The organism is Streptomyces sp. NPDC038213, assembly GCF_055600495.1.
On the sequence record NZ_JBVJYM010000001.1, the window covers coordinates 338387 to 353062 of the forward strand.

At 72.7% G+C, this 14676-nt stretch carries 16 protein-coding genes; 6 read left to right on the forward strand and 10 right to left on the reverse strand.

Going from position 1 to position 14676, the window contains the following annotated elements; translation table 11 throughout:
- Window positions 1-140: 140 nt before the first annotated feature.
- Entirely contained in the window at window positions 141-752 is a 612-nt protein-coding gene (locus ACZ7JZ_RS01505; RefSeq protein ID WP_003948568.1) for a response regulator transcription factor, read from the reverse strand.
- 389 nt (window positions 753-1141) lie between these two features.
- Between ACZ7JZ_RS01505 and ACZ7JZ_RS01510 the strand changes: the two genes are divergently transcribed.
- A complete protein-coding gene (locus tag ACZ7JZ_RS01510) occupies window positions 1142-1465 on the forward strand; it encodes a WhiB family transcriptional regulator (RefSeq protein ID WP_470932003.1) in 324 nt (107 codons plus the stop codon).
- A gap of 84 nt (window positions 1466-1549) precedes the next feature.
- Here the strand turns inward: ACZ7JZ_RS01510 and ACZ7JZ_RS01515 are convergent, their stop codons facing one another.
- Window positions 1550-2446, reverse strand: a complete 897-nt coding sequence (locus tag ACZ7JZ_RS01515; protein WP_470932005.1) for a LysR family transcriptional regulator — start codon at window positions 2444-2446, stop codon at window positions 1550-1552.
- 79 nt (window positions 2447-2525) lie between these two features.
- On the opposite strand from ACZ7JZ_RS01515, the gene ACZ7JZ_RS01520 reads away from it, so the two are divergent.
- From ACZ7JZ_RS01520 to ACZ7JZ_RS01530, 3 genes are all read left to right on the forward strand, one after another.
- Window positions 2526-3212 (forward strand): MOSC domain-containing protein, encoded by a 687-nt coding sequence (locus ACZ7JZ_RS01520; protein ID WP_470932007.1) that lies wholly within the window; start codon window positions 2526-2528, stop codon window positions 3210-3212.
- A 25-nt stretch (window positions 3213-3237) separates the two neighbouring features.
- Window positions 3238-4011 (forward strand): SDR family NAD(P)-dependent oxidoreductase, encoded by a 774-nt coding sequence (locus ACZ7JZ_RS01525; protein ID WP_470932009.1) that lies wholly within the window; start codon window positions 3238-3240, stop codon window positions 4009-4011.
- Window positions 4012-4111: 100 nt separating this feature from the next.
- A complete protein-coding gene (locus ACZ7JZ_RS01530; protein ID WP_470932011.1) occupies window positions 4112-4804 on the forward strand; it encodes an ester cyclase in 693 nt (230 codons plus the stop codon).
- A gap of 123 nt (window positions 4805-4927) precedes the next feature.
- On the opposite strand, the gene groL is transcribed toward ACZ7JZ_RS01530, so the two are convergent.
- Window positions 4928-6556 carry a chaperonin GroEL gene (gene groL / locus ACZ7JZ_RS01535; RefSeq protein WP_470932013.1) on the reverse strand — a complete coding sequence of 543 codons (1629 nt, stop codon included), beginning with the start codon at window positions 6554-6556 and terminating at the stop codon, window positions 4928-4930.
- Window positions 6557-6670: 114 nt separating this feature from the next.
- On the reverse strand, window positions 6671-6979 hold the full coding sequence (groES, locus tag ACZ7JZ_RS01540) for a co-chaperone GroES (RefSeq protein ID WP_007265952.1): 309 nt from the start codon (window positions 6977-6979) through the stop codon (window positions 6671-6673).
- Between the two features lie 376 nt (window positions 6980-7355).
- Between groES and ACZ7JZ_RS01545 the strand changes: the two genes are divergently transcribed.
- The gene (locus ACZ7JZ_RS01545) at window positions 7356-8780 is read left to right on the forward strand and encodes an FtsW/RodA/SpoVE family cell cycle protein (RefSeq protein WP_470932015.1); all 1425 of its coding nucleotides are present in this window, start codon (window positions 7356-7358) and stop codon (window positions 8778-8780) included.
- Between the two features lie 76 nt (window positions 8781-8856).
- Here ACZ7JZ_RS01545 and ACZ7JZ_RS01550 read toward each other — a convergent pair whose 3' ends face one another.
- Window positions 8857-9759, reverse strand: coding sequence for a polysaccharide deacetylase family protein (locus ACZ7JZ_RS01550; RefSeq protein WP_470932441.1), 903 nt, complete (start codon window positions 9757-9759; stop codon window positions 8857-8859).
- A gap of 29 nt (window positions 9760-9788) precedes the next feature.
- Complete coding sequence (locus ACZ7JZ_RS01555; protein WP_470932017.1) at window positions 9789-10730, reverse strand: polysaccharide deacetylase family protein; 942 nt, start codon at window positions 10728-10730, stop codon at window positions 9789-9791.
- 102 nt (window positions 10731-10832) lie between these two features.
- Here ACZ7JZ_RS01555 and ACZ7JZ_RS01560 point away from each other — a divergent pair, with 102 nt between their 5' ends.
- A complete protein-coding gene (locus ACZ7JZ_RS01560) occupies window positions 10833-12020 on the forward strand; it encodes a class I SAM-dependent methyltransferase (RefSeq protein WP_470932019.1) in 1188 nt (395 codons plus the stop codon).
- Here the strand turns inward: ACZ7JZ_RS01560 and ACZ7JZ_RS01565 are convergent.
- From ACZ7JZ_RS01565 to rimI, 4 genes are all read right to left on the reverse strand, one after another.
- Window positions 11920-12657 (reverse strand): hypothetical protein, encoded by a 738-nt coding sequence (locus ACZ7JZ_RS01565; RefSeq protein WP_470932021.1) that lies wholly within the window; start codon window positions 12655-12657, stop codon window positions 11920-11922. The two genes, ACZ7JZ_RS01560 and ACZ7JZ_RS01565, sit on opposite strands and share 101 nt — an antisense overlap.
- A gap of 73 nt (window positions 12658-12730) precedes the next feature.
- The gene (locus tag ACZ7JZ_RS01570; protein ID WP_470932443.1) at window positions 12731-12982 is read right to left on the reverse strand and encodes a hypothetical protein; all 252 of its coding nucleotides are present in this window, start codon (window positions 12980-12982) and stop codon (window positions 12731-12733) included.
- A gap of 17 nt (window positions 12983-12999) precedes the next feature.
- A complete protein-coding gene (gene tsaD, locus ACZ7JZ_RS01575; protein ID WP_470932023.1) occupies window positions 13000-14127 on the reverse strand; it encodes a tRNA (adenosine(37)-N6)-threonylcarbamoyltransferase complex transferase subunit TsaD in 1128 nt (375 codons plus the stop codon).
- Entirely contained in the window at window positions 14120-14605 is a 486-nt protein-coding gene (rimI, locus tag ACZ7JZ_RS01580; protein WP_470932445.1) for a ribosomal protein S18-alanine N-acetyltransferase, read from the reverse strand. The genes tsaD and rimI overlap by 8 nt, the downstream gene beginning before the upstream one ends.
- Between the last annotated feature and the right edge of the window lie 71 nt (window positions 14606-14676).

Below are 14676 nucleotides of genomic sequence, written 5' to 3' on the forward strand. Positions count from 1 at the left end.
CGCGCGCGAAGCGACACGTCCCCAGGATTCTGCCCCGCCAACCCCCTCGCGCACACCGGGTACGACAAGACTCGCGCTGCGTACGCGAAATCCGGTACGCCGCCCCGTCCGCCCGACGGCGGACGGGGACCGCCGAGCGATCAGCGGACGAGGCCCCAGCGGAACCCCAGCGCCACGGCGTGCGCCCGGTCGGACGCGCCCAGCTTCTTGAACAGGCGGCGGGCGTGCGTCTTCACGGTGTCTTCCGAGAGGAACAGCTCGCGGCCGATCTCGGCGTTGGAGCGCCCGTGGCTCATGCCCTCCAGCACCTGGATCTCGCGGGCCGTGAGCGTCGGGGCCGCGCCCATCTCCGCCGAGCGCAGCCGGCGCGGGGCGAGCCGCCAGGTCGGGTCGGCGAGGGCCTGCGTCACCGTGGCCCGCAGCTCGGCGCGCGAGGCGTCCTTGTGCAGGTATCCGCGGGCGCCGGCGGCGACGGCGAGCGCGACCCCGTCGAGGTCCTCCGCCACCGTCAGCATGATGATGCGGGCGCCCGGGTCGGCCGAGAGCAGCCGGCGGACGGTCTCCACACCGCCGAGTCCGGGCATCCGGACGTCCATCAGGATCAGGTCGGAGCGGTCGGCACCCCAGCGGCGGAGGACTTCCTCCCCGTTGGCAGCCGTCGTCACACGCTCGACGCCGGGCACGGTCGCGACCGCGCGGCGGAGCGCCTCTCGGGCAAGCGGGGAGTCGTCGCAGACGAGGACGGATGTCATGGCCGCCCTCCGCAGCTGCTGATGCGCGTCACCTTGAGCCTCCAGGCTGGTACGTATCGTCACCTGAGCGGTCGATGCCCTCGGACGCCTGTCCGGGAACTTCTTCGTTCAACCGCCTTCGCACTCTCAACGATGGTCACTCGAAAGAGTTACGGGTCGGACGGACACCTTCGGCACTCTACGTGAGGACGCCGACACGGCCGCGGAGGCGCGACCCGGTACGCGTCGACTGTCCTCCGTTTGGCGCTATGCCCTATTTGGCGGCTTTCCTTCCGTTTGGCGTGTGTCTGAGGCTAGATTCCCAATGAGTCATATTTACATCTTCTCTGATCGTAGATGTGGCTCCTTGGACCGTATCCGTCTCAGTACCGGCTTCAAGAGGACTAGCAATGGCAGATTTCTCCCGCCTTCCCGGACCGAACGCCGACCTCTGGGACTGGCAGCTCATGGCCGCCTGCCGGGGTGTCGACAGCTCCCTCTTCTTCCATCCGGAGGGCGAGCGGGGCGCGGCCCGGAGCGCGCGCGAGGCCTCGGCTAAAGAGGTCTGCATGCGATGCCCGGTGCGTGCGGAGTGCGCCGCGCACGCTCTCGCCGTACGCGAGCCCTACGGCGTGTGGGGAGGACTCACCGAAGACGAACGCGAGGAACTGATGGGCCGCGCCCGGCACCGCCTGATCCCGGCCTCCAGCGCGAGCGGAACCACCGCGCACTGACCCCGTGCTCGAAGGCACTCAACGGCACTGAAGGAACGTTTCTTCGAAGCTGCGGCAGCGCGGCCGCCGCCCGTCCCGCACGGGCTACCGGGCGGCGGCCCGCTCCAGCTGGGCCAGGGTGGCCGCGACCGCGGGCACCCGGGCGAGGTCCGGCAGGGTCAGCGCGACCACCTCGCGCTGCACGGCGGGCTCCACGGAGACCGTGCGGGCCCCCTTGGTCCGTACGGACTCCACCGCCAGCTCGGGCAGCACGGCCACGCCGAGCCCGGCGCCGACCAGCCCCACCACGGCCGGGTAGTCGTCGGTCGCGAAGTCGATGCGCGGGGTGAACCCGGCCTCCTCGCAGACGTCCACGAGGTGGCGGCGGCAGCGGGGGCAGCCCGCGATCCAGGGCTCGCCGGCCAGCTCGGCCATGCCCACCCGGTCCGCACCCGCCAGCCGGTGCCCCTCCGGCACCAGGCCCACCAGCTTGTCCGTGAGCAGCGGCCGGACCACGAGGTCGTCCCATTCGGACGGGTCCCCGGCCCCGGTGTAGCGGAAGGCGAGCGCCACGTCGCAGTCGCCCTCGCGGAGCATCTCCACCGAGCGCGGGGGCTCGGCCTCGACCAGCGAGATCCGGGTCCCGGGGTGCTCGGCGCGCATCGCGGCGAGGGCGGTGGGCACCAGGGTGGAGCTGCCGCTCGGGAAGGAGACCAGCCGGACCCGCCCGGCCCGCAGGCCCGCGATGGCGGCGACCTCCTCCTCGGCGGCGGTCAGCCCGGCCAGGATGCCGGCCGCGTGCCGGACCAGGGCCTCGCCGGCCTGGGTCAGCCTCATCTCGCGGCCGGTCCGGATGAGCAGCGGCGTGCCGGCTCCCGCCTCCAGGGCCTTCATCTGCTGGCTGACCGCGGGCTGGGTGCAGCCGAGTTCGCGGGCGGCGGCGGAGAAGGAGCCCGTGGCGGCCACGGCGCGCAGGACCCTGAGGTGGCGTGCTTCGATCACCCTTCGAGCATAAGGGCTTCTTTGGGGAGCGCACCAATTGCGTTTCCTCGCTTTGAGGAGCTGGGTTACGGTGCCCTTCATGCACCTCATCTCCGTGAACCTGGGCCGCGCGGCCGCCTCCGAGCACACCGACTCCCCCACCGGGCTGACCGGGATCGGCAAGCTTCCCGTCCCCGGCCCCGTCCGGGTCAGCGCGCCCGGCCCCAAGGGCACCGGCGGGAGCGGGCTCGCGGGGGACGAGATCCTCCACCTGCGCCACCACGGCGGCGACCACCAGGCGGTCTACGCGTACGCGCGCGAGGACCTCGACTGGTGGCAGGGGGAGCTGGGCCGCGAGCTGGCCCCCGGGCTCTTCGGCGAGAACCTGACCACCTCCGGCGTGGACGTCAACGGCGCCCTGCTCGGCGAGCGCTGGCGGATCGGCCGGGACCTGGTGCTGGAGGTGGCCTCGGCCCGGATCCCCTGCCGGACCTTCCAGGGCGCGCTGGGCGAGGGCGGCTGGGTCCGGCGGTTCACGCAGGCCGTGCGGCCGGGCGCGTACCTGCGCGTCGTCGAGCCGGGCGAGGTCTCCCCCGGGGACTCCGTCGAGGTGCTGTCGCGGCCGGACCACGAGGTGACGGTGGCCTTCTGGTTCCGCGCCTTCACCACCGAGCGCGAGCTGCTGCCGCGGACCCTGGCGGCGGGCGCGGCGATGGAGCCGGAGGCCCACGAGACCGTGCGCACGTACGCCGAGCGGACCAAGGGGGCCCGGGCCGCGCGGAGCTGACGCCCCGTACGGCTAGGTTGCCCGTATGACGACTGCTCTGATTACGGGATCCACGGCGGGCATCGGCGCCGCCTTCGCGCGGCGGCTGGCGGGCCAGGGCACCAACCTGGTCCTGGTCGCGCGCGACACGAAGCGGCTGCGCGAGCAGGCGACCGAGCTGCACGACCGGCACGGGATCGAGGCCGAGGTGCTGACGGCCGACCTGTCGACGGAGGAGGGCATCGGCGCGGTCGAGGCCCGGCTGTCGGAGCGCCGGGACCCGGTGGACCTGCTGGTCAACAATGCCGGCTTCGGCAACAAGGGCCGGTACCTCGAGGTCTCCCTGGAGGACGAGCTGACCATGCTGAAGGTGCACGTCGAGGCCGTGCTGCGGCTGAGCTCGGCGGCTACCGCCGGGATGCGCGAGCGCGGCCGCGGCGGGGTGGTCAACGTGGCCTCGGTGGCGGCCTTCGTGCCGCGCGGCACGTACGGCGCGAGCAAGGCGTGGGTCGTGCAGTTCACCCAGGGAGCGGCGCGGGACCTGGCCGGTTCGGGGGTCCGCATGATGGCCCTGTGCCCCGGCTTCGTCCGTACGGAGTTCCACGAGCGGGCCGGGATGGGCACGGACAACATCCCGAACTGGATGTGGCTCGACGCCGACAAGCTGGTCTCCGCCGCCCTGGCCGACCTGGCCCGCGGCAAGACGGTGTCGATCCCGGACCCCCGGTACAAGGCCCTGATGGGCGTGGTGAAGCTGGCCCCGCGCGGGCTGCTGGGCGGGGTCTCCTCGCGGACCGGCCGCAAGTACGGGCCCCAGTGAGCCCCGCGGGACGGCCCCGCGCTGGTGACCGGCGGGTAAACCGCCCAAATGGGTGAAATCTCCCTAAACTGGAAGGGTCCATCCAGCCCGGGAGACCGCTATGACTTTCGTACAGATCATCGACTACACGACCAGCCGGGCAGACGAGCTGAACCAGGTGCTCGACCGGTACATCGCCCAGAGCCAGGGGCACCGCACGGTCACCCACAGCGTGGTGGGCAGGGACCGCGAGGCCGAGAACCACTACGTGGACGTGGTCGAGTTCCCCTCGTACGAAGAGGCCATGAAGAACTCGAACCTCCCGGAGACGGACCGGATGTTCCGGGAGATGGTGGCCCTCTGCGACGGGATGCCGACCTTCACCAACCTCGACGTCGTCCGGGACGAGCACCTCAACACCCAGCTCGTGAACCGGATGTACGACGAGATCGCGGTGAAGGGCGACATGGCCGTCATCGAGGAGGTCTTCGCCGCGGACTACCGCGACCACGACATCGGCAACCCCACGGACAAGAGCGGGTACGAGGCGGTCCGCGAGGACGTCGGCATGTGGCGCAGCGCCTTCGACTTCTCCTTCACGCGGGACGTCCAGACGGCGCAGGACGACTACGTCACCACGCTGTGGACCTGGACCGGCACGCACAAGGGCGAGTTCATGGGCCTCGCGCCCACCGGGAAGACCTGCACGATGACCGGCACGACGGTCTTCCGCTGCCAGGACGGGATGATCAAGGAAGGCTGGTGGCACTACGACGCCATGGGCCTGATGCGCCAGCTGGGCATGACGGGCTGACCGGCGAGGCCGCGGGGGGCGGGAAGCGCTGAACAGCGGGAAGCCCCCGCCCGCCGGGTGAACGGCGGGACGGGGGCTTTCGCGTGCCGGGGGCCCGGCGGCTGCCGGGGGCCCGGCGGTGGATCAGTGGCTGTGGCCGTGGCCGCCGTGGCTGTGGCCGGCCGCCTCTTCCTCTTCCTTCTTCTCGACGACCAGGGTCTCGGTCGTGAGCAGCAGGGAGGCGATGGAGGCGGCGTTCTCCAGGGCGGAGCGGGTGACCTTGACCGGGTCGATGACGCCGGCCTTCACCAGGTCGCCGTACTCGCCGGTGGCGGCGTTGAAGCCCTGGCCCTTGTCGAGCTCGGCGACCTTCGAGGTGATGACGTAGCCCTCGAGGCCGGCGTTCTCGGCGATCCAGCGCAGCGGCTCGACGGCGGCGCGGCGGACGACCGCGACACCCGTGGCCTCGTCGCCGGTCTTGCCGAGGTTGTCCTCGAGGATCTTGACGGCGTGGACCAGAGCGGAACCGCCACCGGAGACGATGCCCTCCTCGACCGCGGCGCGGGTCGCGGAGATGGCGTCCTCCAGACGGTGCTTCTTCTCCTTCAGCTCCACCTCGGTGGCGGCGCCGACCTTGATGACGCACACGCCGCCGGCGAGCTTCGCGAGGCGCTCCTGGAGCTTCTCGCGGTCCCAGTCGGAGTCGGTGCCCTCGATCTCGGCCTTGATCTGGTTGACGCGGCCGAGGACGTCCTCGGAGTTGCCGGCGCCGTCCACGATCGTGGTGTCGTCCTTGGTGACGGTCACGCGGCGGGCCGAGCCCAGCACGTCCAGACCGGCCTGGTCGAGCTTGAGGCCGACCTCCTCGGCGATGACGGTGGCACCGGTGAGGGTGGCCATGTCCTGCAGCATCGCCTTGCGGCGGTCGCCGAAGCCGGGGGCCTTGACGGCCACGGCGTTGAAGGTGCCGCGGATCTTGTTGACGACGAGGGTGGAGAGCGCCTCGCCCTCGAGGTCCTCGGCGATGATCAGCAGCGGCCGGGAGCCACCCGCCTGGATGACCTTCTCCAGCAGCGGCAGCAGGTCCTGGATCGAGGAGATCTTGCCCTGGTTGATGAGGATGTACGGGTCCTCGAGGACGGCCTCCATGCGCTCCTGGTCCGTCACGAAGTACGGGGACAGGTAGCCCTTGTCGAAGGCCATGCCCTCGGTGAACTCGAGCTCGAGGCCGAAGGTGTTGGACTCCTCGACGGTGATGACACCGTCCTTGCCGACCTTGTCCATCGCCTCGGCGATGAGCTCGCCGACCTGCTGGTCCTGCGCGGAGAGCGCGGCCACGGCGGCGATGTCGGACTTGTCCTCGATCGGACGGGCGGTGGCGAGGAGGTCCTCGGAGACGGCCTTGACGGCGGCGTCGATGCCCTTCTTCAGGGCGGCCGGGGAGGCGCCGGCGGCGACGTTGCGCAGACCCTCGCGGACGAGCGCCTGGGCCAGGACGGTCGCGGTGGTGGTGCCGTCACCCGCGATGTCGTTGGTCTTGGTCGCCACCTCCTTGACGAGCTGGGCGCCCAGGTTCTCGTACGGGTCGTCCAGCTCGACCTCACGGGCGATCGTGACGCCGTCGTTGGTGATGGTCGGGGCGCCGAACTTCTTGTCGATGACGACGTTGCGGCCCTTGGGGCCGATCGTCACCTTGACCGTGTCGGCAAGCTTGTTGACGCCGCGCTCGAGGGCGCGACGGGCGTCCTCGTCGAACTTCAGGATCTTCGCCATGGAAGCGGTTCAGCCCTCTCGAAAATTCTGGGGTTTAACGGACTGCGCCCCTCGCCGCCCGGCAATCAGCGGGGTGACCAGGGGCGCAGCTCAAAGCAATCTGCTTCGGGTGAATTACTTCTCGACGATCGCGAGCACGTCGCGAGCCGAGAGGACGAGGTACTCCTCGCCGCTGTACTTCACCTCGGTGCCGCCGTACTTGGAGTACAGCACGATGTCGCCGACGTTGACGTCCAGCGGGAGACGCTGGCCGTCCTCGAAGCGGCCCGGGCCCACGGCGAGGACGACGCCCTCCTGGGGCTTCTCCTTCGCGGTGTCCGGGATGACCAGGCCGGAGGCCGTGGTCTGCTCTGCGTCGAGCGGCTGGACCACGATGCGGTCCTCGAGCGGCTTGATGGCAACCTTGGAGCTGGCGGTCGTCACGATCCGACCTCCCCCTTCGGAGATCTCACGGGGTTAACTGTCTGAGGTGGCGACCAGGTGGATCCGTCGTCGCGGGTGCCGGACCTGCCCGTCGCTGTGTTGGCACTCACCAGGGGCGAGTGCCAGGCCCGAGAGTATTCCGGCGATTAGCACTCGGTCAAGCGGAGTGCCAATTCACGGCCGGCGGCGTTGCGCGCGGCGCGGCCCGGTACGCAGCCATGCCCCTGCCCCGGCGCTTCAAACCTGCACCGAGGAACCACCGGGCCGGTGCGTTCGTCGTAGACGATATGAAGATAAAGCGGCTCATTGGCGAGCAGATCGGACGGACGGCTTCCGCAACCCCTGAGGCACCGGGCGCCACCGGCGGCGGCGTGCCGTGCGCGGACTGACCCTGCGGGCCCGGACCACGGCTTCGGCGCGCCGGCGCACCGAGGCCCTGCTGCTGGCCTTCGTCGTCGCGATCACCGTCTTCGGCCAGGCCAGCGTGGGCCTGGCGATGAACGGCGCCCTCCCGCCGGGGCTCACCGGTTTCGCGCTCAGCATGTCGCTGCTCGCGCTGGTGGGGCACCTGGGCGTGCGCCGGTTCGCGGCGTACGCGGATCCGCTGATCCTGCCGCTGGCGCTGCTGCTGTCGGGGCTGGGGCTGGTGCTGCTCGCGCGGCTGGACCAGACGTACGTGGCGAAGTTCAAGAACGCCGCGGCGAACGCGCCCGGGCAGCTGATGTGGACGGTCATCGGCGTGGCCGCCGCCCTGGCCGTGATCGCCGTCCTGCGCGACCACCGCCACCTCCAGCGGTACATCTACCTGACGATGGCGGTCGCCCTGGCCCTGCTGATCGCACCCGCCTTCTTCGGCGCCGACCAGTACGGCGCCAAGCGGTGGATCACGGTCGGGGGCATGTCGCTGCAGCCGGGCGAGTTCGTGAAGATCATGATCGCGGTGTTCTTCGCGGGGTACCTGGTCGTCCACCGGGACGCGCTGGCGCTGACGGGCCGCAAGGTGCTGGGCGTGCGGCTGCCGCCGGGCCGGCAGCTGGGCCCGATCGTCACGGTGTGGATCGTCTCGATGCTCGTGCTGGTCTTCGAGCGCGACCTCGGCACCTCGCTGATCTTCTTCGGCGTCTTCGTCGTGATGCTGTACGTCGCCACCGAGCGGACCAGCTGGATCGTCTGCGGCCTGCTCATGGCCTCCGCCGGCGCCTTCGTGGTCGGGTCCACCGAACCGCACGTCAAGGGCCGCGTCGCCGCCTGGCTGGAGCCGATGTCGATCTTCCTGCCGCCCGAGCAGCGGCCGCCGGGCATCGTCTCGGACCAGTCGGCGCAGGCCCTGTTCAGCTTCGGAACCGGCGGGATCACCGGCACCGGCCTGGGGCTGGGGCACCCGGAGCAGATCGGCTTCGCGGCCCGCTCCGACTTCATCCTCACCACCGTGGGCGAGGAGCTGGGCCTGGCCGGGGTGATGGCCGTGCTGCTGGTCTACGCGCTGCTGGTGCAGCGGGGCCTGCGGATGGCGCTGGCCGCGCGGGACCCCTTCGGCAAGCTGCTCGCGGTGGGCCTGGCCGCGGCGCTGGCCCTCCAGGTCTTCGTGGTCGCGGGCGGGGTCACGGGCCTGATCCCGCTGACGGGCAAGGCGCTGCCGTTCCTCGCGAAGGGCGGCTCGTCCCTGCTGGCGAACTGGATCATGATCGCGCTGCTGCTGCGGATCAGCGACAGCGCGGAGCGGCAGCGGGAGGCGGACGCGCGCCTGCCGGAGCCGGAGCCCGGCCCGCGAGCGGCCCCCGCGCCGGCTCCGGCGGGCTGAGCGGCGGGGGTCGGGTGGCGGGTGGCGGGTGGCGGGTGGCGGGTGGCCAGGGTAGGAACGGGTGGGCGGGCGGGCCTCAGAGGTAGTCCTCCAGGCGCCCTATCCGGTAGCCCTGCTCCTGGATCCTCCGCAGCATCCGGGTGGTCATCTGCGTCAGCGTGGAGCCCTTGAGCTCGGCGGGGCCCCGGAAGTGCGCGAGCACGATGTCCCCGGGCCGCAGCCCGTCCCCCTCGGCGTAGCGCAGGTTGCGGATCTGCATGGAGACCCGCCACAGGACGACGGAGGAGACCCCGCAGTCGGCCGCGGCGCGCAGCGTGTCGTCGTTGTAGTTGCCGAAGGGCGGGCGGAAGAGCCGGGGCCGCTCGCCGAATCGTTTGTGCAGCTTCTCCTGCTGCCCGCATATCTCGGCCTTCTGGGCCGCGTACGGCAGGGTCCGCAGGTTCGGGTGGGTCAGCGAGTGGTTCTGCACCGCGCTGCCGTGGCCCTGTGCGCGCAGGGCCCCGAAGTGCCCGTACCCGGGCGCGGCCACGCTGTCGGTCAGGAACATGCTGATCGGCAGCTTCAGTTCGCCGGCCATCCGCAGGAACTCCGGATCGCGTTCGGCCCCGTCGTCGAAGGTCAGGAAGACCGTCTTCTCGCCCGCGGGCACGGGTATCCGGTCCACCACCGGCACCCGCCCCGGGCCGGCCGCCGGCAGCACCGGCCGCGCGGCCGGCGGGGCGGCGAACTCCAGCGGCCCGGCCAGCCCCCAGCGCCGGTACGCGTCGGAGGGGGCGGCCGCGGAGGGATCCGGCCGGGCCGGGGCGGAGGGCCGTACGCCCCGCGGCCCGCCGGCGCCGGCCGCCGCGCCGCCCGCCGCCGGGGCCGTCGCCCCGCCCGTCACCCCGGCCGTGGCCTTGCGCCCGAGCCGCTCGATCGGGTCCACGCTCTGGGCGCAGCCCGTCAGCCCGCACGCGGCCACGAGCGCGCCGGCCGCCATCGTCCCGGCGACGAGCCGGCGCGCACTGCTCACAAGTAGTCCTCCAGGCGGGCCACGGCGTACCCCTTCGCCGTGACGGTCTTCATGACCTGACGGATCATGTCAGGCATCGATCCCTTCCAGTCCTCGCGGCCCCGGAAGTGGGTGAGGATGATGTCCCCGGGGTGCAGGTCGCGGTCCCATTCGCGCCACTCCATGCGGTCGGGGAAGACCTCGGCGTTCCACAGCGGGACGGCCTTGACCCCGCAGGACTTGGCCGCGCGCAGGGTGTCGCGGTTGTAGTTGCCGTAGGGCGGGCGGAAGAGTTCGGGGCGCTTGCCGAACTGCTTCTGGATGGTGTCCTGCTGCCCGCAGATCTCCTGGCGCTGCTTCTCGTACGACAGGGCCGGCATGTACCGGTGGTTGAGGGTGTGGTTGTTGAGCGTGACCCCCGCGGCCTGCATCTTCTTGAAGTACGGGTAGTCGTCGCGGACCACGTAGTCGCTGAGGAAGGCGCTGTACGGGATCTTCAGCTCCTGCATCATGCGCAGGAACTCCGGGTCCTTCTCGGCCCCGTCGTCGACCGTCAGGAAGACCACCTTCTGCTCGGTGGGCACGGTGGTGAACACCGGCGGCAGGTCCTCGCCGCCCTCCACCTCGAAGCCCTTGCGGGTGGTGATCTGCGGCTTCTCCGCGGGGGCCGCGGGGGCCGCCAGGGGGGTCTGCGCCAGGCCCCACCGCTTCGCGGCCGCCGCGCGGGCCGCCTGGGCCTGCTCCAGCCGGGCCGCGGCGCCGCCGGGTGCCCCGGGGGCCGCGGCGCGGGCGCCGGGGGCCTTCTGCGGGGCGTCCCGGCCGTCCGCGCCGCCACCGCTCCCGGCACCGCACCCGGTCCCGAGGGCCGCGACCAGGAGGACGGTCAGCGCCACCCCGTACCGGCCGCGCGCCGGATCGGCGAAACGTGCGGTTTGTTCCTTTTGTCGTACTAGCTGCATGGCGCCGCATCCTGTCACCACGGGGCCCTGGAGCCCCGCGCGACACCCGGGCGCACCCGCGACCCGGCGCCGGTCTTCCCCCTTCTGGCCGACAATGGTCCGGTGAACGACCTCGACGCCTTCGCCTCCCTGCTGACCGACGGGGGCAGGGACCTGCTGTCCGGACTGCGGGACTACGACCCGGCCAAGGAGCTCGCGACCGCCACCCGGCTGCGCCGCGACCACCCGGCCTCCCTGGTGTCCGCGGCCCTGGGCCAGGCGCGGCTGCGGCAGCGCGCGGTGGCCAAGTTCGGTGAGCAGGACGCGTACCGGATGTTCTTCACCCCCGGCGGGGTCGAGATGGCCACCCGCGCCTCCGTGGCCGGGTACCGGGCGCGGCGGCTGGCGGAGCTCGGAGTGCGCAGCACCGCCGACCTGTGCTGCGGGATCGGCGGGGACGCGATCGCCCTGGCCCGGGCGGGGATCCGGGTGCTCGCCGTGGACCGGGACCCGCTGACCTGCGCGGTGGCGCGCGCGAATGCGCAGGCACTGGGGCTGGCGGAGCTGATCGAGGTCCGCGAGGCGGACGTCACGGAGGTGGACACCTCCGGGTACGACGCCGTGTTCGTGGACCCGGCGCGGCGCGGGGGCCGCGGGCGGACCTTCGACCCGGAGGCCTACTCCCCGCCGCTGTCCTGGGCCGTGGCGGCCGCCCGCAGCGCCCGGTTCGCGGCGGTCAAGATCGCGCCGGGGATCCCGCACGAGGCCGTGCCGGCGGAGGCCGAGGCCGAGTGGATCTCGGACCACGGGGACGTGAAGGAGGCCGTGCTGTGGTTCGGTACGGCGCCCGGCACGGTCCGCGCCACCCTGCTGCCGCAGGGGGACTCGCTGGCCACGGGCGCGCCCCTGCCCGATCCGGAGCCCGGCCCGGTGGGCCGCTGGCTGTACGAGCCCGACGGCGCGGTGATCCGCGCCCACCTGGTGGCCGAGGCCGCGGCCCCGCTGTCCGGCCGGCTGATCGACCCGACGATCGCCTACGTCACCGCGGACGAGCTGCTGCCCACGCCGTACGCCACCGCGTACGAGATCACCGACGTGATGCCCTTCAACCTGAAGAAGCTCAAGGCGCTGCTGCGCGAGCGCGGGGTGGGGGTGCTGACCGTCAAGAAGCGGGGTTCGGCGGTGGAGCCGGAGGAGCTGCGCAGGAAGGTCAAGCCGCAGGGTCCGAACTCCGCGACCGTCTTCCTGACCCGAGTGGCGGGCGCCCCCTCGGTGCTGATCGGCGCGCCCGCGGCGGCCGGCCGGGGCTGATCCCGGCCGCGGGCCCGGCGGGCCCCCGGACGCCGACGCCGCGCGCCCACCGGTAGTGCGCCGCGGCCCGGCCGACCCCCAGCAGCCCGGTGACCCACAGGATCATCCCGAGGCCCATGCTGTACGCGACCTCGGCGTAGGTGTCCCGGCCCGGCCGCGCCGCTGTCGAGACCCCGAAGGTCACCCACAGCCCCAGGGCGCACAGCGTCACCGAGGACACCACCCAGCCCAGGGTCCGCAGCGGCTCCCGCAGCCGCGCGTCGGCCTCCGGGTCCCGGTCCAGGTCCGCCCAGGCGCCGAGCAGGGCCCGCACCTCCCGGTCGCGGCGGGCGGCGGCCGCCGTCCAGAGGCCTGCGGGGACGAGCACCCCGGCCCCGAGGGCGGTGAACACCCCGCCGAGGACCCGCTCCCCGCGGTCGCCCTGTTCGAAGGCGGTCAGGGCGATGCCGAGGAAGGACCAGGCCAGAGCGAAGACCGCGGCGAGCAGCCAGAGCAGGAGCAGCCTCCCGGCCCCCAGCGCCTGCCGTCCCAGCTCCGCGAGCGCCGCCGCCCGCTCGGCCCGCAGCGCCGCGGGCGCCAGCCAGGCGCGCAGGTCCGCGGGGGCCGGGGGCGGGGGCGGCAGATGACGGTGCGTCATGCGCACGACCATAGCGGCCGTCCGGCCCCCGGTCCCCGGCCGTTCGAAAGGCGGGACACCCGCTGCGAGCCGTCTACGAGCGTTCCGCGTCCACGGATTCGAACCGCCAGCGGTGCACCGGGCGCGTGATCAGGTCGGCGGCCGGCTCGGGGAGCTCGGGCAGCTCCGCCGCGAGGCCCTCCGCCTCCCACCAGGTGATCACGAGCACCCGGTCCCCGGGGGCCCGGAAGGTCTCGCGGCGCAGCGGCTCCACCGCGGTGGTCTGGGCCGCGGCCCATTCCAGCAGCTCGTTGCCCCGGCCGGTCACGGCCCGGGCCTCCCACATCAGGGCGATCGTGGCGCTCACGAGTACAGGTTGTCCTTGCTGAGCTCGTGCACGTGGTCGTGATCGTGGGCATGCCCGTGCGAGTGCGAGTGCCCGTGCCCGGTGCCCGGTACGTGCGGGTCGGTCACCGGCAGGGAGGAGTCGGCGGACAGGTCCCAGTCCGAGGCCGGCCGGTTGCGGGCGACCATCTCTGCCCCGAGGGCGGCGACCATCGCGCCGTTGTCGGTGCACAGCTTCGGCCGCGGCACCCGCAGCACGATGCCCGCGTCGTCGCAGCGCTGCTGGGCCAGGGCCCGCAGCCGCGAGTTGGCCGCGACCCCGCCGCCGATCATGAGGTGGTCGACGCCCTCGTCCTTGCAGGCCCGGACGGCCTTGCGGGTCAGGACGTCCACGACCGCCTCCTGGAAGGACGCGGCCACGTCGCGGACCGGGACCTCCTCGCCGGCCCTGCGCTTGGCCTCGATCCAGCGGGCCACGGCGGTCTTGAGCCCGGAGAAGGAGAAGTCGTACGCGGCGTCGCGCGGCCCGGTCAGCCCGCGCGGGAAGGCGATGGCCTCCGGGTCGCCCTCCTTGGCGAGCCGGTCGATGACCGGGCCGCCGGGGAAGCCGAGGTCCAGCACGCGCGCGATCTTGTCGAAGGCCTCGCCGGCGGCGTCGTCGATGGTCGCGCCGAGGGGCCGTACGTCGCTGGTGATGTCCGGGGCGAGCAGCAGCGAGGAGTGGCCGCCCGAGACCAGCAGGGCCATCGTCGGCTCGGGCAGCGGGCCGTGCTCCAGCTGGTCCACGCAGATGTGGGAGGCCAGGTGGTTGACCCCGTACAGGGGCTTGCCGAGGGCGTAGGCGTAGGCCTTGGCGGCCGAGGTGCCGACCAGCAGGGCGCCCGCGAGCCCGGGTCCGGCGGTGACGGCGATGCCGTCGAGGTCGCCCGCCGCGACCCCGGCCTCCTTCAGGGCGCGCTCGATGGTGGGGACCATGGCCTCCAGGTGGGCGCGCGAGGCCACCTCGGGCACGACCCCGCCGAAGCGGGCGTGCTCGTCGACGCTGGAGGCGACCGCGTCCGCGAGCAGGGTGTGGCCGCGGACGATGCCGACGCCGGTCTCGTCGCAGGAGGTCTCGATGCCGAGGACGAGGGGTTCGTCAGCCATGGTTCTCACTTCTCACGGAACGTGCGGGATCGGAAAGTCGCATCACGAGCGCGTCGATGTTTCCGGGCTGGTAATAGCCGCGCCGGAAGCCGATCGGCTCGAAGCCGAAGCGCTCGTAGAGCCGCTGGGCGCGGGTGTTGTCCACCCGTACCTCCAGCAGCACCTCGGCGCATTCGAAGTCGGTGGCCGCGCGCAGCAGTTCGGTCAGCAGCCGGGCGCCGAGCCCGCTGCCCCACTGGTCCCGGGCGGCCGCGATGGTCTGTACGTCGCCGAGGTCGCCCGCGGCGGCCAGGCCGGCGTACCCGACGAGCCGGGTGCCGCCGCCGGGCAGCACCTCCTCGGCGACGAGGTAGCGGCGGGTGGCGCCGGGGCCGCGGGCGTGGGCCAGTTCGGACCAGAACATCCCCGCCGACCAGGCGTCCTCGGGGAAGAGGTCGTGCTCCAGCTCCAGTACGGGCCCGATGTCCCACCAGCGCATCTCGCGCAGGCGCGGGGCGCCCGGCACCGGCGCGGGGCCGGGTGCGCCCGGTGCGGGGTCCGTCCCGGGGG

Coding starts and splice junctions, on each gene's coding strand:
- ACZ7JZ_RS01530 (WP_470932011.1), top strand. CDS start 4,112: ATGACTTTCGTACAGATCATCGACTACACGACCAGCCGGGCAGACGAG.
- ACZ7JZ_RS01505 (WP_003948568.1), bottom strand. CDS start 752: ATGACATCCGTCCTCGTCTGCGACGACTCCCCGCTTGCCCGAGAGGCG.
- ACZ7JZ_RS01570 (WP_470932443.1), bottom strand. CDS start 12,982: ATGTGGGAGGCCCGGGCCGTGACCGGCCGGGGCAACGAGCTGCTGGAA.
- rimI (WP_470932445.1), bottom strand. CDS start 14,605: ATGCGCTGGTGGGACATCGGGCCCGTACTGGAGCTGGAGCACGACCTC.
- ACZ7JZ_RS01555 (WP_470932017.1), bottom strand. CDS start 10,730: ATGCAGCTAGTACGACAAAAGGAACAAACCGCACGTTTCGCCGATCCG.
- ACZ7JZ_RS01510 (WP_470932003.1), top strand. CDS start 1,142: ATGGCAGATTTCTCCCGCCTTCCCGGACCGAACGCCGACCTCTGGGAC.
- tsaD (WP_470932023.1), bottom strand. CDS start 14,127: ATGGCTGACGAACCCCTCGTCCTCGGCATCGAGACCTCCTGCGACGAG.
- ACZ7JZ_RS01520 (WP_470932007.1), top strand. CDS start 2,526: ATGCACCTCATCTCCGTGAACCTGGGCCGCGCGGCCGCCTCCGAGCAC.
- ACZ7JZ_RS01525 (WP_470932009.1), top strand. CDS start 3,238: ATGACGACTGCTCTGATTACGGGATCCACGGCGGGCATCGGCGCCGCC.
- ACZ7JZ_RS01565 (WP_470932021.1), bottom strand. CDS start 12,657: ATGACGCACCGTCATCTGCCGCCCCCGCCCCCGGCCCCCGCGGACCTG.
- groL (WP_470932013.1), bottom strand. CDS start 6,556: ATGGCGAAGATCCTGAAGTTCGACGAGGACGCCCGTCGCGCCCTCGAG.
- ACZ7JZ_RS01550 (WP_470932441.1), bottom strand. CDS start 9,759: ATGGCGGCCGGCGCGCTCGTGGCCGCGTGCGGGCTGACGGGCTGCGCC.